We start from the raw sequence: 18,630 nt of genomic DNA, 5'->3' as shown, positions 1-18,630 counted from the left end.
TGGAGCAATGAAAGATTTGGCTTCTGAAATAAGAGCTTGCCGGTTATGTGCCGAGACGTTCGCGACCACGGCAACCGGCCATGCACCACGCCCGGTGGCGTGGTTCGCGCCGGGGGCGCGGCTGTTGATCGCGGGTCAGGCGCCGGGCATGCGGGTCCATGAATCGGGCCTGCCCTTCGATGATCCCTCGGGCGAGCGGTTGCGCGACTGGATGGGGATCGGGCGGGACATCTTCTATGACAAGAGCCGGATCGCGATCGTGCCGATGGCCTTCTGTTTCCCGGGGTATGACGCGCGCGGCAGTGACCTGCCACCGCCCGCGATCTGTGCGCGGACATGGCATGCGCGGGTTTTGGCGTCGCTGGCGGATGTGCGGCTCACGCTGCTGGTTGGGGGACATTCGCAGCGTTGGCATCTGGGCACGCGCATGGGGGTGACGGAACTGGTGCGGAGCTGGCGCGATCATGCGCCGCGGGTTTTCCCCTTGCCGCATCCGTCATGGCGCAATACCGGGTGGTTGAAGAAAAACCCGTGGTTCGAAGAGGAGCTTTTGCCGGTGCTTCGCGACGAGATTGCCGGGGTTCTGCGCCCGTGACACGAACACTGCTCGAACAGGCGCTGGCCGCGATGCAGGCCGCCCCCGGGGACGAGGCCGCGCGGCTGGCGTTCTTTGCGACGCTGGCCGATAGCGAGGTGATGCTGCTCTTGACCGGTGAGGCCGAGGGCGACCGGATCGAGCCGGAATTGATCGAGGCGGACGGGGCGCGGTTCGTGCTGATCTTTGGCAGCGAAGAGCGGCTTACTGAGTTTACCGGCGCCCCGGCCCATTATGCGACGCTGTCGGGGCGGGCGCTGGCCGGGATGTTGGGCGGCGAGGGTCTGGGCCTTGCGCTGAACCCCGGAACGGAAGCGGGCGCGGTCCTGCTCGGGCCCGATGAACTGGGCTGGCTGGCCGAAACGCTGGCCCCTGCACCCGACGAGAGCCGCGCCTTGCCGCGAAGCCTGCATGCGCCGGACCTGCCCCAGGAGGTCGTGGCGGCGGTCGATGCGCGGCTGGCCAAGGCGGCGGGGCTGGCCCGCGCTGCGTGGCTGGCGGGGGTGACATGGGCCGATGACAGCGCGGGGCATCTTCTGGCGATCACCGGCGCGCCCAAGGCGGCGCAGCCCGCGCTGGCGCGTGCGATCTCGGAGGCGGTGCTGTTCTCGGGGCGGGATCTGCGCGTGGATGTGGGGTTTTTCGCGCCGGACGATCCCGTGATCGCCCGGCTGGAGCGGGTGGCGTTGCGGTTCGATCTGCCGGAGCCGGAGACGCCTGCGGCATCTGTGCGCCCGGCGCCGGGATCGGACCCCGAGAAGCCGCCGATCCTGCGCTGAGGCAAAACGAAGGGCTGCCGGAGAGCGTGTGCCTGTGAGTATTTGGAACCAAGAAAGAGCAGGGGGCTACACGAAGATCATCGTGTAACCTCTTTCTTTCTTGGGGAAAATACTCAATCCAACCTGTGCTGTCGTTCTTTGGTCAATACCCGGCGCTGCGGTCGACGAGATGTAGGAAGGGCGCGCCCTCTTCGCCGCGGCGCACGTTCTCGGCGATCACTTCGGAGGCGGGGCCGGGGCGGGTGTCGGACGCAATATGTGGTGTTACCGTGACCTTTGGGTGCGACCAGTAGGGGTGGTCGGCGGGCAGGGGTTCCTTGCGGAAGACGTCGAGCGTGGCGTGGGCGATCTGGCCCGACTCGAGCGCGGCGAGCAGCGCGTCATCGTCGATGAGCGTGCCGCGGCCGGGGTTGATCACGAAGGCGCCGGGGGCGGTGAGGGCAAGGGTTTCGGCGTTGAGCGTGTTCTCGGTGGCCGGGGTGTTGGGCAGGAGAAGGATAATGATTTCAGCATCTTGAATCGCGTCCTTCAAGCCGGAATCGCCGTGGTGGCAGGTGACGCCCTCAATCATCTTGGGGCTGCGCGACCAGCCCGAGACGGCGAAGCCGAGACCGGCCAGGGCGGTGGCGCAGGCGCGGCCCAGTTCGCCCAGTCCGAGGATCGTCACCGACCGCTCATAGGCGAGCGGCGGGGGCGAAGGTTTCCAATGATTTGAAGGGTTTACGATATGGGCATCCATGCCGAGATGGTGCCGCAGCGTGTGGCCGGTGACCCATTCGACCATGCCTTCGGTCAGCCCGCCGCCGACCATCCGCGCGAGGGGGATGTCGAGGGTCGGGTTGGGCGCTACGTGTTCGACCCCGGCCCAGAGATTGAGCACCGCCTTGGCCCGGGTGAAGGGGGTGAAATCCTGCACTTCGGAGTTCGGGGCATAGATGATGTAATCAACCTCTTCGGGGGGGAATTCAGTGGAAAGAGAATAGCTTACCCCGGTCTTTTCAAGTGCCGTGCGCAGCGGTTTCTCGTATTCGGCCCAACTGTCGGGGCGAGCGGCGAAAAGGATGTTCGCGGTCATGATCTGCCTTCTGGAATGGTTCGTTCGCGGCGCAGGGTGGACCGGGGCGCAGGCCGATGCAAGGGGGCCACGACCGGCGCGCGGTGGGGTTAACGTGATTTTTCGCGGAAAAATCGGGGGGGTGATCTCCGGCTGTTGTGCGGCTGCGATGCGTGCACCGCCGCGTTGCAGCAATTCTTAACGGGATATTCAGTAAATGCAGCGTACGCTGCCGATGGGTCGCGGCCCGGTCTCCGCCTAGCCGATCAGGGAGAAGTGGTGGCGTTCGGTGCGGATGCCGTGCGCCTTGAGCAAGTCCTCGAAGGGGCGATGCGGCGGCGTGGCGGCGTGGGGCAGGCGGATCTTGCGCCCGTCGCGCAGGATGAGGGTGATCCGCACCGAGAGATCGAGCCGCGTGTCAAAGCGCACCTTGTCGATCAGCGCGAGCGGCAGGCTGTCGCCGGTGGTCCGGGTCTGCCAGCCAAGGCCGCGATCATCGAGGGTGAGCGTGGCGCGGGGGTTGGTGATGAATTCCCAGAGTGCCGGCAGGGTGAAGAGCGCGAAGCCGAGCGCGATCCACCAGGCCATGTCGATGAGCATGACGAGGGCGATGAGGGTGGCATAGGTGAGGGCGAGGGTGATCAGGGCCGCGCGGCTGCGCCCGTGGCTTTCGTGGGTAAAGCCCGGGGGCAGCGGGGGCGGATCGGGGGGGCGATCACTCATGCCGGGTCATCCGAGGATGCGGGTGATCATCTCGGTGGTGTCGCCCGAGAGGTTCGGCGTGGCGAGGATGCGGTGCAGTTCGGCCTCGATCAGCGCCTGCCGGTCGGAATCGTAGCGCCGCCACGTCTCGAACGCGGTGCACATGCGGGCGGTGGTCTGCGGGTTGAGCGGGTCGAGCGCGATCAGGTGATCGGCGAGCAGCGCATAGCCCTTGCCCGAGGCGTGGTGAAAGCCCGCCGGGTTCATTGTCAGCGCGCCCAGCGTGGCGCGGAAGCGGTTGGGGTTGCGGATGGTGAAATCGGGGTGCCGGGTGAGGGTCTCGGCGGTTTCGGCGGTCTTGTCGGGGGGGGCGTTGGCGATCTGGACCGAGAACCATTTGTCGATCACGAGGCGGTCATGGTTCCATTGTTCGTGGAACCGTCGCACGGCGTCATCGCCACGCCCCGCCGAGATCAGTGCCGAGAGCGCGGAGAGCTGCTGGGTCATGTTGTCGGCGCTGTCGAATTGTTTCTGCGCCAGCGTGCCGCCGTCGAGCCGGGTGAGCATCGCCATGGCGGCGTTGGCAAGGCTGCGGGCGGCGGATTGCGTGGCATCCGGGGCATAGGGCGCATCCACCTGGTATTGCGCGTAAAGCCGCGTGGCGGTGTCGTGGAATGCCTGCGCGCGGGCCTGTTTGAGGGTTTCAAGCGCTTCCCAGATCGCCTGTGGATCGGGGGTGTGGCCGTGATCGTGGAGCGTCTGGGCCAGTTCGTCCTGCGAGGGCAGGCCGAGGGCGAGGGCGCGGAAGGCCGGGTCCTGTTCATCGTCGCGGATGAGACGGTGCAGCGCGTCGAGATAGCCCGCATCGGGGGCGGCGCCGTCGCGGATCATGGCGATGAGGCAGTCGAGCGCGAGATCGTGGCCCGCCTGCCAGCGGTTGAACGGGTCGGTGTCATGCGCGAGCAGGAAGGCGCGGGTGGCGTTGTCGCTCGCGTGGTCGAGGATTACCGGGGCCGAGAAGCCGCGCAGGATCGAGGGGACGGGTTTCGCGGTGAGCCCGTCGAAGGTGAAGCTTTGCTCGGGTTCGGTCATTTCGAGCACGGTGGTGGGCAGCACCTCGTCGCCATTGGGACCGAGCAGCCCCACGGCGATGGGGATGACGCGCGGGGCCTTGTCGGATTGGCCGGGGGTGGGGGGCGTGTGCTGGCGGAAGGTCAGCGTGTAGCGGCCGTCGCCGAAGTCATCGCTGACCGAGAGGCGCGGCGTTCCGGCGTCATCATACCAGCGTTTGAATTGTGAGAGATCGCGACCGGTGGCATCCTCGAACACCTTGAGCCAATCCTCGATCGTGGCGGCGTCGCCGTCATGGCGGGTGAAATAGAGGTCGAGCGCGCGGGCATAGGCCGCGTCGCCCACCAGCGTTTTCAGCATCCCGATGAGTTCGGCGCCCTTTTCATAGACCGTGGCGGTGTAGAAATTGTTGATCTCGACAAAGCTTTGCGGTCGCACGGGATGGGCCAGCGGGCCGTTGTCTTCGCGAAACTGGCGGGCGCGCAGCGCGATCACGTCCTCGATGCGTTTCACGGGTGCGGAGCGCATGTCGGCGATGAACTGGCTGTCGCGAAAGACGGTCAGCCCCTCCTTGAGGCACAGTTGAAACCAGTCGCGGCAGGTGATGCGATTGCCGGTCCAGTTGTGGAAATATTCATGCGCGATGATCGCCTCGATCCGTTCGAAATTGGCGTCGGTCGCGGTTTCCGGGCTGGCCAGCACGCAGGAGGAGTTGAAGATGTTGAGGCCCTTGTTCTCCATCGCGCCCATGTTGAAATCGTCGACCGCCACGATGTTGAAGAGGTCGAGATCGTATTCGCGGCCATAGACCTTTTCGTCCCATGTCATGGATTTCTTGAGCGCCTCCATGCCGAAGGCGCATTTGCCCTCGTCGCCGGGGCGGACCCAGATGTTGAGATCGACCGTCTTGCCCGACATGGTGGTGAACGTGTCGGGGTGATTGCGCAAATCGCCCGCGACGAGGGCGAAGAGATAGGCGGGCTTGGGCCAGGGGTCGTGCCATTCGGCAAAGCCGGGGCCGGATGCGCCGGGATTGCCGTTGGAGAGCATCACCGGCACGTCGCCCTCGATGCGCACGGAAAACGGCGCCATCACGTCGGGGCGGTCGGGATACCACGTGATCTTGCGAAAGCCCTCGGCCTCGCATTGGGTGCAATACATCCCCCCGGATATGTAGAGCCCTTCGAGCGCGGTGTTGGCGGCGGGGTCGATCTCGACCTCGGCCTCGAAGGTGAAGGGGGTGTCGGGGGCGTCCATCTCGATGCCGCCCTCGACATGGCGCGGGGTGATCTCGGCGCCGTCGATCCGGGTCGAGACGGGTTTGAGGTTTTCGCCATGCAGGAAGAAATGCCGGTCGGGGGCGTCGGGGTTCGGCGAAAAGCGGATCTTTGAGAGGACGCGGGTGGCCGAAGGGGCGAGGCGGAAGGTCAGTTCGACCTCATCAACCGTGAAGCCGAAGGGGGTGTAATCCTTGAGATAGACGGTTTGGGGGCTGGCGTCTTTCATGCGGTCTCTCCTTCGGGGTCGGGTTGGGGGACGTTAGGGGCGGATGCGCGCGGCTTCAATGGGTGATCCGTTGCGCGTGCGTGGCCCGCAACGCGTGGCGCATGAGCCGCGCAGGCGGGTTTATGCCTGTCGTGGCAATTGGCTTTGGCCGCGGTTTGTGACACTTTGATAACGGTATTTTGGAATGCCTCTTCCGGCGCAGGTCAAGGATTTAGGTGTGCTCAAGGTCTCGGGCGAATCTGGCAAGTTTTGTATTCCGGTGAACAAGATCGCGTTGTCGGGGCGTGATCGCGTGGCGCGCGGGAATGACCGGGCGGTGTATTTTCACCCCGATTACCCGGATGTTCTGTTCAAGGTTCTGCTCGACCTGTCGGAAATCAGGCTCAAGGGGTTTCGCGGGTGCAGCCTTCGGATGTTCCCGTCGACGCGGATGCGGGCGATTTTCAAGGAGTTTGAGTGCTATATCTCGGTGCAGACGCGGGTCGGCACGGCCGAGGGCGATCTGCCGATTCCGCGCATGCTCGGCTTTGTCGAGACCGATCTCGGGTCGGCGTCGATCGTCGAGCGGATTCAAGACGGTGCGGGGGTGATCGGGCCGAACCTTTTGAGCATGCGCGAGAGCGGCGCGTTCGGGCGCGAGCATGTTCCGCTCCTGAACGATTTCGCGCAACGCCTGCTGAGCTGGAAGGTGCGCACGACCGACATGAACATGCTCAACGTGAGTTACGGCATCCGCGACGGGCGGCCGCAATTCGTGCTGGTCGACGGGATCGGCGACAATTTCGCCATTCCGATCCGAACATGGTCGGAACGCGCGATGAAGCGGGGCCATAGCCGGAGTTTCGCCAAGATCGCCCGGCATTTCGATCTCGTCTGGGACCCGGTGGCGCACCGGTTTGTGGAAGGCTGATGCGCGATGACGGGCGGGGTGCATCTTTCGTGAAATTGCGCGGGAGCCGCGGATTATTCGGATTGGTTTGATAATCCTTCCTCCTGATTGGTAAAAAAACATAACCAGTTTTGTTGCCGCCCGGTAATCTCTTGGCTAAACATGGGCTGAATTGCCGCGAAGGAGGGCGTCATGAGCGAACGGATCGAGAAGCACGGGTTGCAGGTGGATGAGCGGCTCGTCGCTTTCGTGGAGGCGCGCGCGCTGCCCGGGACGGGGGTCGAGGTTGACGCGTTCTGGTCGGGGCTTGCGGCGCTGGTGCATGAGCTTGGCCCCGAGAATCGGAGGCTTCTGGCCCTGCGTGAAGACATCCAGTCGCAGATCGACGCCTGGCACCTGGAGCGGAAGGGTCATGGGCATGACGCGGCCGCCTATCGGGCGTTTCTGGAGGAGATCGGCTATATCGTGCCCGAGGGGCCGGATTTCAGCATCGAGACCAAGGGCGTCGATCCCGAGATTGCCGAGGTGCCGGGGCCGCAACTGGTGGTGCCGATCACCAATGCGCGCTTTGCGCTCAATGCCGCCAATGCGCGCTGGGGCTCGCTTTATGACGCGCTTTACGGCACCGACGCGCTGGGCGATCTGCCGCAGGGCGGTGGGTATGATCCGGCCCGCGGGGCGCGGGTGATCGCCTGGGCCAAGGCGCATCTCGACAAGGTGGTGCCGCTGGCGCGGGGGTCATGGGCGGATGTGCGCGCGCTCGGGCTTGCGGGCGGTGTGCTCGTCCCGGCGCTGAAGGATGCGGGGCAGTTCGCGGGGCATATGGGCGACGCGGATTCGCCAAGCGGTATCGTATTGAAAGTCAATGGCTTGCACATCGTTCTTGATGTAAAGCCTGAAGGCGAGATCGGCCAGAACGATCCGGCGGGGATCAACGATATCCGGTTGGAATCGGCGATGTCCACGATCATGGATTGCGAGGATTCGGTGGCCTGTGTCGATGCCGAGGACAAGGTTCTGGCCTATTCCAACTGGCTTGGCCTGATGGATGGCAGCCTCGCCGAGGAGGTGAGCAAGGGCGGGCGGACCTTCACCCGGGTGCTCAACCCCGACCTGGAGTTCACCGGGGCGGACGGTGCGGCGCGGGTGCTCAAGGGGCGGTCGTTGATGCTGGTGCGCAACGTGGGGCATCTGATGACCAACCCGGCGATCCTCGACCGCGATGGCAACGAAGTGCCCGAAGGGTTGATGGATGCGGCGATCACGGTGTTGATCGCGATGCATGACCGGGGGCGCAATGCCGCCCATGGCTCGGTCTACGTGGTCAAGCCCAAGATGCATGGACCCGAGGAAGTGGGGTTTGCCGACGAGATATTCACCCGGGTCGAAGGGTTCCTGGGCCTGCCGCGCTACACCGTGAAACTGGGCATCATGGACGAGGAACGGCGCACCAGCGTCAACCTCAAGGAATGTATCCGGGCGGCGAAACACCGGGTGGCGTTCATCAATACCGGGTTCCTCGACCGGACGGGAGACGAGATACACACCAACATGGAAGCCGGGCCGATGCTGCCCAAGGGCGAGATGAAATCGCAGCCCTGGATCACGTCCTACGAGGATCGCAATGTCGATATCGGGCTGGCCTGCGGGCTGCGCGGGCGGGCGCAGATCGGCAAGGGGATGTGGGCGATGCCGGACCTCATGGGCGACATGCTCGACCAGAAGATCGGCCATCCGAAGGCGGGGGCCAACTGTGCCTGGGTGCCGAGCCCCACGGCGGCCACGCTGCACGCGACGCATTACCACGAGATTGACGTGCTGGCGCGGCAGGACGAGATCGCGGCAGGCGGGCCGCGCGGGACGCTGGACGATCTCCTGACCATCCCGGTGATGACGGGCCGCAACCTGAGCGGTGAGGAGCTGACCCGCGAAATCGAGAACAACGCGCAGGGCATCCTGGGCTACGTGGTGCGCTGGATCGATCAGGGGGTGGGCTGTTCCAAGGTGCCCGACATCAACGATGTGGGGCTGATGGAGGACCGGGCGACCTGTCGGATTTCAAGCCAGGCGCTGGCCAACTGGCTGCATCACGGGGTGGCGGATCAGCATGCGGTGATGGAGGCGATGAAGCGCATGGCCAAGGTGGTGGACGGGCAGAACGCGGGCGATCCTGCCTATCGCCCGATGACGCCCGGGTTTGACGGGCTGGCGTTTCAGGCGGCCTGTGACCTCGTGTTTCGCGGGCGGGTGCAGCCTTCGGGCTATACCGAGCCGGTGTTGCACCGGCGGCGGCTGGAGCTCAAGGCGCAGGGGTAGGCCCGGTTCAGGTACTACCCCTCAGGTGCCCGGCGGTAGAAGCGCCTCGATCTCTGCGGTGATGCCGCGCGAGAGGGGTTCGGTGCGCGCGCCGTAGGTTTCGACGACCTGCCCCTCGGGGCCGATCAGCACCTTGTTGAAATTCCAGCGCGGGGTGAACCCGGCCTCGGCGCGGAGCGAGGCATAGAACGGGTGGGCGTCGGGGCCGCGCACATGGGTGATGGTGGTCATCGGCAGGTCGAGGCCGAATTGCACCTCGCAGAATTCCTTGACCTCGGTATCGGTGGCGAGTTCCTGTCGGAAATCGTTCGACGGCACGGCCAGCACGACAAGGCCCCGGTCGCGGTAGCGGTCATAGAGCGTTTGCAGGCCGTCATATTGCGGGGTGTAGCCGCAGCGCGAGGCGGTGTTGACGACGAGAACCGGCCGCCCGGCCCATTGCTCGATGGAAAGCGTGCCGCCGTCGATCGACTCGAAGGGGGTTTCGAGGTCGAGGGCGTGGGCGTTGGTGCCCAGCAGGATGGCGACGGTAAGGGCGAGAATGCGGATCATGGCGGGCCTCCTTTGGTCAGGTTACGGGGCAGGGGGCGGAGTGGATCAGTTTGGCGGTTGGGCCGGGGGTGGGTGGTGGTGGTTTGAAACCGTGGGCGGACCTTTCGACGGAAGGGCGGTGCCCGGCCGCGGGTGGGCGCTTGCACCGGTTTTGAGAGGCACTTTATGGTGCCACATATTCCGACGATTGTCGGTGGTCAGGTGGTGAAAAGCGCCCGCCCGGGGGGCGGTCGGGCGCTGCCCGGGCGGCTTGCGCCGCTGTTCCGGGCGGCTTGCGCCGCGCTTCAATCCTCGCTGTGGGTCAGTTGCGGGACGTCGGCGGCGCCGGCGGTGCCGCGACCCGAAAGCGAGGGGTGTTCCATGAAGAAGCGGTGGCAGGAGAAGGCCAGCCCCTCTTCGGGCGGGGCGGCGCGGGCGAAATGGCCGTCGGGGGTCATCACCCAGCTTTGCGCCACGTCGGCCATGTTGGCGGCCATGATCTGTTCGGTGATCTGGGCCTTGACGGTGGGGTTGCCGATCTCGACGAGGGTTTCGACGCGGCGGTTGAGGTTGCGGCCCATCCAGTCGGCGGATGACATGAAGACCCGCGCCTTTTTATGCGGCAGGCCCTTGCCGTTGCCGAAACACACGATGCGGGAATGTTCGAGGAATCGCCCGACGATGGATTTCACGCGGATATTCTCGGACAGGCCCTGGACGCCGGGGCGCAGCCCGCAGATGCCGCGCACCACGAGGCTGATCTTCACGCCCGCGCGCGAGGCGGCATAGAGCGCGTCGATCACCTCGGAATCAATGAGCGCGTTCATCTTGGCCCAGATCTCGGCCGGGCGGCCGGCCTCGGCATGGGCGATCTCGGCCTCGATCATCTCGAGCAGGCGGGGCTTGAGCGAGAGCGGCGAGATCGCGAGGTTTTCGAGGCTTTCGGGCTGGGCATAGCCCGAGAGGTAGTTGAACACCTTGGTGGCGTCGCGCCCCAGCGCCGGATCGCAGGTGAAGAACGAGAGATCGGTATAGATGCGCGCGGTGATCGGGTGGTAATTGCCGGTGCCGTAATGGGTATAGGTCACCAGCCGGTCGCCTTCGCGGCGCACCACGGTCGAGATCTTGGCATGGGTCTTGAGGTCGAGAAAGCCATAGACCACATGCGCGCCCGCCCGCTCCAGTCGGCGCGACTGGCGGATATTGGCGGCTTCGTCGAAGCGGGCCTTGAGCTCGACCAGCGCGGTGACGGATTTGCCGTCCTCGGCGGCCTCGCAGAGCGCGTCGACGATGGGGCTGTCGCGCGAGGTGCGATAAAGCGTCTGCTTGATCGCCACCACGTCGGGATCGCGCGCGGCCTGCGCGAGGAAACGCACCACCATGTCGAAGGTTTCATAAGGATGATGCAGCAGCATGTCCTTCTGGCGGATCGCGGCGAACATGTCGCCGTCGAAATCCTGCACCCGTTCGGGCACGCGCGGCGTGAACGACGGCCAGAGCAGGTCGGGGCGGGTATCGAGCACCAGCTCGTCGAGATCGGCCATGCCGATCAGCCCGTCGATCTCGACCACCTCGTCATCGGAGACATGGAGTTCGCGCTTGATCAGGTCGAGAAGCGCGGGCGGCGCGTCGGCCGAGACCTTCATGCGCACCACCTCGCCGCGACGGCGGCGCTTCAGTGCGGTCTCGAATTCGCGCACGAGGTCTTCGGCCTCTTCCTCGACTTCGAGGTCGCTGTCGCGCAGCACGCGAAAGGCGCAATGGCCCTTGAGCGCGTAGCCCGGGAAGAGCGAATCGATATTGTCGAGCAGCAGTTCCTCGAGCGGCAGGAAACGGTGCAGGCCCTCCTTGGCGGGCAGCGGCACGAAGCGGTCGATCTGGTGCGGGATCGGCAAGAGCGCCTTCAATTCGCGCTTGTCGCGCTTGCGTTCGAGTTGCAGCGCGAGGGCAAAGCCGGTGTTGGGGATGAAGGGGAAGGGATGCGCGGGGTCGATGGCCAGCGGCGACAGCACGGGAAAGACGCGGGCGAGAAAGACCTCGGAGAGGTGCGTGCGGTCGCTCTTGGACAGGGTTTCACGGGTGCAGATCGAGATGCCCTTGTCCTGCATCTCGCTGGAGAGCGTGTCATAGGTGGCCTGTTGATGGGCCATGAGGTTGCGGGCCTCGGCGTTGATCAGCTTGAGCTGTTCGGCCGGGCTCAGCCCGTCGGCGGCGGGGGTGGTCACGCCGCCATGGGCCAGTTCGCGCAGGCCAGCCACGCGCACGGTATAGAATTCGTCGAGATTATTGGCCGAGATCGACAGGAAACGCAGCCGTTCGAGCAGCGGCACGCGGGGGTTCTCCGCCTCTTCGAGCACGCGCCAGTTGAACCCGAGCCAGCTCAGTTCACGATTGAAAAAGCGCCCCGGCCCGGTGATGTCGAGATCGGGCATATCGGTCGGGTCGATGAACGGGTTGGCGAGAAAATCTGCGTTCGGCATGGGGGCGTTATGCGGGTTTCTTGTAACGGTTGGGTGACGACGGGCGAGTGTGCGCCCTGTGGGGAGGGTTGTCCAGTGCTCGCGGGTGGGTGGGGGTGCGGGGCTGCGATATGTGGGGTGATTGGCATGATGAGTTTGGGAGCGATCGGTTTCACTGTGCGTCGCGCCATGAATGAGCATTAAATAGGCGAAATTTAAGAACCATTGATTCAAGTACAGAATTTTATGCAAGAATTTTCAATAAAAGCCTATTTTAAAAGATGTTTATTAAGCTCATGATGAAATCTCATAAGCGCTGGAGAAGCCAATGACCAAGATCAATCGAAATCGCCTGAGTGACCTGCTCGACCGCTATCCGCGCAGCCAGAAGGAACTGGCGGGAGAGATCGGCACGGACGTCGGTACCCTGTCTCGCTGGAAGACCGGTAGGATCGAGAACATCCGGAGCGACAAGCTCGCTAAACTGTGCGAGGCGTTGGGCGTCACGCCGACTGAGATTTGCGCCGAGGGCCCCCTGCCCGAAACCGCTGCGGGCGGAGAGGCTGCACGGCGGGATCAGATTTCGATGGTTCTCGACACGGGCTGTCGCAACGCGCTGGCATTGGTCGCTCGCCGCTATGGCGTCACCCGGCAACAGATTGTCGAAGTCGCTCCGCTTTTGTTTGCGATCATGGCCGAGCAATCTCTCAAGGAGCGGCGCCTAGAGTTGCAAGCGCTTAAGGATGCACTTGTCAAAATCGAAGGTTCCGCTCCCCGACACCTTCGCAACCGGCTGCACGCATCATGGAATCCAGACGATCAGGAGCTGCTGGAGGCCGAAGAAAGCTCAATCGAACACCGTGATCTGTTCGCCGTGCGCGTGGGGCACTGGGATGAGAACAGTGCCAAGGACAACCCATTTGCGCGCTTCCTCAACGCGAGGCTGTCCGAAACCGGCCTGCCAAATGAAGAAGGCGTCGCATGGGATGATGACGACGCGCCACGCTACGGGGTCGGTATCGAGGAACTGGTCGATATTCTGGGCGAGGATGAGAACGCGCGCCGTCTGATCCTCGACGGCAAGGTCGCGCTTGCTGAAATGCCGGGCGATATCCGCAAAGCCACGCAAGACGAACGGGCGGCGTGGGTGAAGAAAGAGGCCGATGACGTCTTGAAAACGACGAGCGAGTTGGACCCTGCTACGCTTGTCAACAAGGCGCGGGAGCCCGTCAGGAAAAGGCGCGCGCCCGAGAAGGGCGATGAAGATGACTTCTGAAAGGGAGGAGGCCATAAACGCAATGAAATTGAAACTGACACCGCATGCAGCCATGCGGTTTGCCCAACGCGGCTTTCGCGACGGAGATGCGGAGTTGATCATGGCGATCGGCACAGAAGTCGAGGGCGGGTATCTCATGCGGGAGAAGGATGTTCGGGAGGCGGAAGCCTGGTTGAAACGCCAAGCGCATAAGCTCCGTCGGCTAGTAGGGAAACGTGTGATTGTCGCAGGTGATATGATTGTCACGGCCTACCACGCCCGACCGAGCAAGCAATGGCACCTGCTGCGGCAGGCCCGTGAGTACAACTGATTTAGCACTGAAACAGGAGTTTGGAGATGAAGGCCAAGGGTAAAAAGCCCGCGGGGCGTCTGATTGTCACCGATGCGATAAAGAGAAAGGGGAAGAACATGGTAGAGAAATTTCTTGATGGAAACCCCGAGGCGAAATGCTTTTTCGAAAGCCGGAAGGGGAGAAAGACCGCCAAAGCAGAACGTAGCGGGATCACGCTGAACGACGAGGATGCCGCCATCGCCAAGGGCATGTTGGCGCGCGGTGACCGACAACATGACATCGCCGCATGGTTTGGTGTGAATGGTGGGCGGATTGCCGACATCAAAACGGAAAAGACATTCTCGCATGTTGCTCCGGTTTACGACAACCTGCCTCCGGTCGGTCCTTATCTCTCTGGTCGAGCCAGCAATGCCGCGCATGAGACCATCGCAATGGTCGTCAAGGAGCTTCGTGATCTGGCTCAACGTCTGGATCAGCGCCTGAAAGAGACTTGACCAAGTGCAGTATCTTGACCGGAACGTTGGTCTTGTCCGCTCCACCGCAACAACGCACCTGCCCCTCCATCTTTCCCCAACCCAGAGGAATGTTTGCAAGGGTGTGCAAGAGGCTCAGCCTGCCAGCCTGCCCACCAGTTCGATCGCGAGGCGGCGGTTGATCTCGCGCCCCTGGTCGAGCGCGGCCTCGTCCAGTGCCGCCACGATCCGCCGGGCGGTGTCGAAGCTGCGGTCGATATGGCGCAGCAGGTAGGGGATCGTGTCGGGGGTGGGCGAAAGCTGGCGGTCGGTGAAGAGTTTCATCAGCACCGCCGCGAGCAGATCGTCATCGGGCGGCGCGATGATCACGGCTGTGGTGCCTTCCATGCGGCTTTGCAGGTCGGGCAGGGCAAGGCCCCAGCGGGCGGGCGCGGTATGGGCGGTGAAGAGCAGCGCGTGCCCTTCGGCCAGCGCGAGGTTGTGCAGGTGAAAGAGCGCCTCTTCGGCGCGGATGTCACCGGCGATCATCGGCACGTCCTCGATCACGAGGCTGGTGCGGGCGAGGCGAGGGATGTCGTGACCGGCGAGATCCTGCGCGGCGACGATCGTGGCCCCCGACAGGGCGGCCCAGACATGGGCGAGATGGGTCTTGCCCGCGCCCGACGGCCCGAGCAGTGCGAGCTTGCGCCCGGGCCAGTCGGCCCAACCCTCGATCATGGCGACGGCCTGGGCATTGGCGGGCGAGACGAAGAAATCCTCGCGCCCGTGCGCGGTGCGGACGGGGAGGTCGAAGCGAAGCTGTCGGGCCATCACGGTTCGTCCTGCGAATCCAGCCCGCGATAGAGGCGGCTTGAGCGGTAGCTTTCGATCCCGAACCGGGCGAGAACGCCCAGCGTGGCGGCGAGCGGCACCGCCACCAGCATCCCCACGAAACCGAACAGCGTGCCGAAAACCGACAGCGCGAAGATGAGCCAGACCGGGTGCAGGCCGACCGAGCCTCCGACGAGTTTGGGGGTGAGGACATTGCCTTCGGCCACCTGTCCGGCGACGAAGATCGCGGCAACCAGTCCGATCGTGATCCACTCGCCCCAGAACTGGAACAGCCCGAGGCCGATGGCCAGTGCCCCGCCAAGGATCGCGCCGACGTAAGGAATGAAGGTGAGGGCGCCCGCGACAAAGCCGACGACCAGCCCGAATTGCAGCCCCACCACCATAAGGGCGACGGCGTAATAGGTGCCGAGGATCAGGCTGACCGTGCCCATGCCGCGGATGAACGAGGCCAGCACGGTGTCGATCTCGGCCGCGAGTTGGCGGATGACCGGCGCGTGATCGCGCGGCAGGAGCGCGTCGATGCGGGCGACCATGCGGTCCCAGTCATAGAGCAGGTAGACCGCCACCACCGGCACGATCACGAAGAGCAGCACGATATTGATGATCGAGGCGGCCGAACTCAGCACCGCTTCGAGAAGCTCGCCGCCGCGGTCCTGGACCTTTTCGCCCACCGCGAGAAGCGATTTGCGCAGGGTGCTGTCGGCGTCGACCAGTGACGGGAAACGCTCGGTGAGAAACGCCTGGAGATCCTGGGCCAGCTGTGGCGCGGTGTTGAACAGCGCAATCGCCTGTTGCACCAGCGTGGGGATGACCAGCAGGGCCATGAGGATGAAGACGAGCGTGGCGACGATGGTGATGATCGCGGTCGCGACGCCGCGCGATGCGCCCAGCCGTTCGAGCCGGTCGGCCACGGGATCGAGGAAATAGGCGATGGCGCCGCCCAGCACGAAGGGCAGGATCACGTCGCCCAGCGCCCACAGCACCACCACGAAGACAACCGCGGCGATGCCCCAGTACCTGACCTGATCCCTGACCGGAAGCGCCATGTGTTCCCCGCGTGATCCCTTGCCCGTTGCGCACCTTATGTCGCCGCTGGGGCCGGGCAAATCAAGCCTGTTCTGGCCTGCCGTCGGCGGGATGCCACGAAAAACCCCGCCCCCGGGGGAGGGCGGGGCGTCTCACCGCGCGGGCGAGCCCGGGCCGATCAGCGGATGATCAGCAGTCCGGGTCGTTGCCCGGCAGGAGAACCTTGTCGACGACGTGGATCACGCCGTTGCTGGCCTCGATATCGGCGACGATGACATTGGCCATCATGCCGGAGCCGTCGTCGAGCATCACGCCCTCGCCCCGCGTCACGCAGAGATTGGCGCCGTCAAGCGCCGTGCCCGAGGCCATCGTGCCCATGGGAATGTCGCCCGACATCACCGCGCCGGAGACGACGTGATACATCAGCACGTTGGTCAGATCGTCCTTCATGCCGGGTTCGAGAAGCCCCTCGAGCGTGCCCTCGGGCAGGGCGGCGAAGGCATCATCGACCGGGGCGAAGACGGTGAACGGGCCTTCGCCCGAAAGGGTTTCGCCGAGATCGGCGGCGGTGACGGCGGCGACGAGCGTGCTGAACCGCTCATCCCCGGCGGCGATTTCGACGATGTTTTTCATCCCGTGACCGCCGGCCAGCGCAGGCAGGGCGGCACCGAACGCCGCGATGGCGGTGGCGGACGCGGCAATGAAATTGGTGAAACGGGTCATGAAGACCTCCTCGTGTCAGGTGATTGCGTTGTCGTTTCCTGTGCGGCCACACGTGAAGGGTTACGGGGGCTGCTCGGGTGCGGATCACGGGATCASGGGAGTGTGATTTGGGGKGGGCTAGTTGGAGGTGGGTTTGGGGGGTGGGGTGTAGGTGGCGGGGTTGGAGAGCCATTTGCGCCATTGGGTGTAGAAAGTGGTTTCGTCAAATGGGGGCAATTCCCAGCCAATCCGATGGATGGGGCGGTTCGGCAATTCCCAGTCAGGCCAATGGACGGGGCGGGTGATGCGTTTGGGCAGGGTCACGCTGGCATCGCCGAAGGTCGCGTCGACCTGTTCTTGTGTGATTCCCACGGATGAATAATCCACATTCCGCAGCGCAGCACCTTGCAGCTTAGCGTCGTGGAGGCCTGTGTGGCTGTCCATCCGCGCCTCGCTGAAATCCGCCCCCTCCATCCGCGCTCCGAAGAGGCCCGCCCCCTCCATCCGCGCCTTACTGAGGCCCGCCCCCTCCATCCGCGCCTCGAAAAGCAACCCCCCTTCCATCCGCGCCTCGAAAAGAACCCCCCCTTCCATCCGCACGCCCCAGAGGTCTGCCCCTTCCATGCGCGCCCCGCCGAGGGCTGCCCCTTCCATGCGCGCCCCGCCGAGGGCTGCCCCTTCCATCCGCGCCTCGCCGAGGGTTGCCCCTTCCATGCGCGTCCCGACAAAGTTTATCCCCTCCATGCGTGTTCCGCCGAGGGTTGCTCCTACCATGCGCGCGCCGACGAGGACTACGCCCTCCATCCGCGCCTCGGTCAGTTGGGCGCCAGCGAACACCGCGTCCGAGCCGTCGGGCTGTTTCGCGGCCATGTCGGCACGTTGCAGGTTGGCCCCGCTCAGGTCCAGCCGATAGCCGCGATAGGCATCGAGCGTCGCTTTCCACTCCCGGAGGCTCGCCATGAACGCATCCAGTTCCGCCTTGCTCAGCGCGTCCGCGCCCGGGTCATCCGGCAGGCGCGCGAAATCACTGTCGAAGGGCCAGACAGTCGTCTCGGTCGGCGGATCTGGCCATGCGGCTTCGACCCTGCGCTGCTGCGCGTTGCGCCGCCCGATCACCGTCAGTGCGAGTTGCACATCGGTGCGGGGCTTGGGCAGGCTTTGCGCCCATTCCCGGGCGTTGCTGTCAACAATATTTCCGAACCGCGCTTTGCGCCATTCCAGATGCGCGGTGCGTTCTTCCTCGGTTGCGTCGGCTTTCAGCGGCTCCCAGTCGATCAGCGGGAAATCCACCGGCTTTCGCGCGTTCGAGTTCTCGCGGATATAGGCGCAGAGGATTTCCATCACCCGCACATGGTCGCGGCCGTTGTCGTGGCTGGTCGAATCCTGTGCGATGCGCTCCAGCGACAGGATCGCGCCGATGCGGACCTCGATATTGGGTTTGGTGGTTTCGTCGCCGTCCTTCTTGACGGTCTTCTCCGCCCCCAACTGTTCCACCGCCTTGTTGATCCGGTCGGTGATGTGGCCTTCTTTCTGGTAGCGCACGGTCTGGTGTTTCAGCACCGTGCCCCAGATCACGAAGGGCGCGCCGAGAAGGGCGGCGATGAGGGCGCCTGTGCCGAGGCTGGCCTCGCCCCTGCCAAAGAGAACGCCGTAGATCAGAAAGAAGGCGGCGGCATAGGCCCCCGCGATCAGCAGCGCGAGAAAGAGGGCAACGAGGGGCCCGAGCGGACGCGCGACCCGCCAGTCGGGGGCCTTGGAAAGCGCCATCCAGTCGAGGAGGTCTTTCGGCTGCTTGTCATCCATCGCACGCCCTTTCACCTGCACCTCGGCAACCCTTGCGGGATATGGGCGTGGGATCAAGGGTGAAGGCGGGCGATCCCCGGGCGGGGCGGTCAGCGGGTGAGGATCGAGGCCACGATGGGGGGCAGCATCAGGTCGATGCCGGGAAGGCTGGGGTGGTTGCCGTCGGAGTAGAGCAGGGCGCCGTCGCGCACGAGGCCGCAGGTCTCGTCGGTGCAGAAGCTCTCGGCGGGGTCGACGATCCGCACGCGCCCGGCGGGCAGGCCGCTTTCGGCGAGGGCGCGGGCAAAGAGCGCGCGGGCCTGGTCGCCGGGCCGGTCGGMGAGGG

Annotated in this window: 17 protein-coding genes; 7 read left to right on the top strand and 10 right to left on the bottom strand. The window is 64.7% G+C overall.

The window, feature by feature from the left end; genetic code table 11:
- Nucleotides 1–7 precede the first annotated feature (7 nt).
- Together FLO80_RS19600 and FLO80_RS19595 are read left to right on the top strand one after the other, a co-directional pair.
- Nucleotides 8–595 (top strand): uracil-DNA glycosylase family protein, encoded by a 588-nt coding sequence (locus FLO80_RS19600; protein ID WP_111366513.1) that lies wholly within the window; start codon nt 8–10, stop codon nt 593–595.
- A complete protein-coding gene (locus FLO80_RS19595) occupies nt 592–1,374 on the top strand; it encodes an SseB family protein (RefSeq protein ID WP_246156749.1) in 783 nt (260 codons plus the stop codon). The genes FLO80_RS19600 and FLO80_RS19595 overlap by 4 nt, the downstream gene beginning before the upstream one ends.
- A gap of 142 nt (nt 1,375–1,516) precedes the next feature.
- On the opposite strand, the gene FLO80_RS19590 is transcribed toward FLO80_RS19595, so the two are convergent.
- The 3 genes from FLO80_RS19590 to pepN form a co-directional block, all read right to left on the bottom strand.
- Nucleotides 1,517–2,449, bottom strand: coding sequence for a 2-hydroxyacid dehydrogenase (locus tag FLO80_RS19590; protein ID WP_111366517.1), 933 nt, complete (start codon nt 2,447–2,449; stop codon nt 1,517–1,519).
- 237 nt (nt 2,450–2,686) lie between these two features.
- Nucleotides 2,687–3,151 (bottom strand): hypothetical protein, encoded by a 465-nt coding sequence (locus FLO80_RS19585; RefSeq protein ID WP_111366519.1) that lies wholly within the window; start codon nt 3,149–3,151, stop codon nt 2,687–2,689.
- Between the two features lie 6 nt (nt 3,152–3,157).
- The gene (pepN, locus tag FLO80_RS19580; RefSeq protein WP_111366521.1) at nt 3,158–5,707 is read right to left on the bottom strand and encodes an aminopeptidase N; all 2,550 of its coding nucleotides are present in this window, start codon (nt 5,705–5,707) and stop codon (nt 3,158–3,160) included.
- A 184-nt stretch (nt 5,708–5,891) separates the two neighbouring features.
- Between pepN and FLO80_RS19575 the strand changes: the two genes are divergently transcribed.
- Together FLO80_RS19575 and FLO80_RS19570 are read left to right on the top strand one after the other, a co-directional pair.
- Nucleotides 5,892–6,617: a YrbL family protein gene (locus FLO80_RS19575; RefSeq protein ID WP_111366523.1), complete on the top strand. Its 726-nt coding sequence runs from the start codon at nt 5,892–5,894 to the stop codon at nt 6,615–6,617.
- A gap of 171 nt (nt 6,618–6,788) precedes the next feature.
- Complete coding sequence (locus tag FLO80_RS19570; protein ID WP_111366525.1) at nt 6,789–8,912, top strand: malate synthase G; 2,124 nt, start codon at nt 6,789–6,791, stop codon at nt 8,910–8,912.
- Between the two features lie 21 nt (nt 8,913–8,933).
- On the opposite strand, the gene FLO80_RS19565 is transcribed toward FLO80_RS19570, so the two are convergent.
- The gene (locus tag FLO80_RS19565) at nt 8,934–9,464 is read right to left on the bottom strand and encodes a glutathione peroxidase (protein ID WP_111366527.1); all 531 of its coding nucleotides are present in this window, start codon (nt 9,462–9,464) and stop codon (nt 8,934–8,936) included.
- Between the two features lie 284 nt (nt 9,465–9,748).
- Nucleotides 9,749–11,923 (bottom strand): RNA degradosome polyphosphate kinase, encoded by a 2,175-nt coding sequence (locus FLO80_RS19560; RefSeq protein WP_111366529.1) that lies wholly within the window; start codon nt 11,921–11,923, stop codon nt 9,749–9,751.
- A gap of 307 nt (nt 11,924–12,230) precedes the next feature.
- Here FLO80_RS19560 and FLO80_RS19555 point away from each other — a divergent pair, with 307 nt between their 5' ends.
- The 3 genes from FLO80_RS19555 to FLO80_RS23055 are packed head-to-tail and all read left to right on the top strand — an operon-like array spanning nt 12,231 to nt 13,964.
- On the top strand, nt 12,231–13,178 hold the full coding sequence (locus tag FLO80_RS19555; protein ID WP_111366531.1) for a helix-turn-helix domain-containing protein: 948 nt from the start codon (nt 12,231–12,233) through the stop codon (nt 13,176–13,178).
- A gap of 22 nt (nt 13,179–13,200) precedes the next feature.
- Nucleotides 13,201–13,488, top strand: a complete 288-nt coding sequence (locus FLO80_RS19550; protein ID WP_146611042.1) for a DUF4258 domain-containing protein — start codon at nt 13,201–13,203, stop codon at nt 13,486–13,488.
- Nucleotides 13,489–13,514: 26 nt separating this feature from the next.
- Nucleotides 13,515–13,964 carry a hypothetical protein gene (locus FLO80_RS23055; protein WP_223145520.1) on the top strand — a complete coding sequence of 150 codons (450 nt, stop codon included), beginning with the start codon at nt 13,515–13,517 and terminating at the stop codon, nt 13,962–13,964.
- 114 nt (nt 13,965–14,078) lie between these two features.
- On the opposite strand, the gene FLO80_RS19540 is transcribed toward FLO80_RS23055, so the two are convergent.
- The 5 genes from FLO80_RS19540 to FLO80_RS22940 all read right to left on the bottom strand — a co-directional run.
- Entirely contained in the window at nt 14,079–14,753 is a 675-nt protein-coding gene (locus FLO80_RS19540; protein WP_111366535.1) for a P-loop NTPase family protein, read from the bottom strand.
- Nucleotides 14,753–15,820: an AI-2E family transporter gene (locus FLO80_RS19535; protein WP_111366537.1), complete on the bottom strand. Its 1,068-nt coding sequence runs from the start codon at nt 15,818–15,820 to the stop codon at nt 14,753–14,755. The genes FLO80_RS19540 and FLO80_RS19535 overlap by 1 nt, the downstream gene beginning before the upstream one ends.
- Before the next feature lie 169 nt (nt 15,821–15,989).
- Nucleotides 15,990–16,523, bottom strand: a complete 534-nt coding sequence (locus tag FLO80_RS19530; RefSeq protein ID WP_111366539.1) for a fasciclin domain-containing protein — start codon at nt 16,521–16,523, stop codon at nt 15,990–15,992.
- Between the two features lie 117 nt (nt 16,524–16,640).
- The gene (locus FLO80_RS19525; protein ID WP_111366541.1) at nt 16,641–18,305 is read right to left on the bottom strand and encodes a pentapeptide repeat-containing protein; all 1,665 of its coding nucleotides are present in this window, start codon (nt 18,303–18,305) and stop codon (nt 16,641–16,643) included.
- Between the two features lie 89 nt (nt 18,306–18,394).
- Nucleotides 18,395–18,630, bottom strand: a 236-nt coding sequence (locus FLO80_RS22940; protein ID WP_188078360.1) for an SGNH hydrolase domain-containing protein, incomplete at its 5' end; no start/stop codon positions are given.

Source organism: Aquicoccus porphyridii, from assembly GCF_008369105.1.
Classification (GTDB): domain Bacteria; phylum Pseudomonadota; class Alphaproteobacteria; order Rhodobacterales; family Rhodobacteraceae; genus Aquicoccus; species Aquicoccus porphyridii.
The sequence above is the reverse complement of the archived record's forward strand: the minus strand, read 5'-3'. Positions and strand labels throughout refer to the sequence as shown.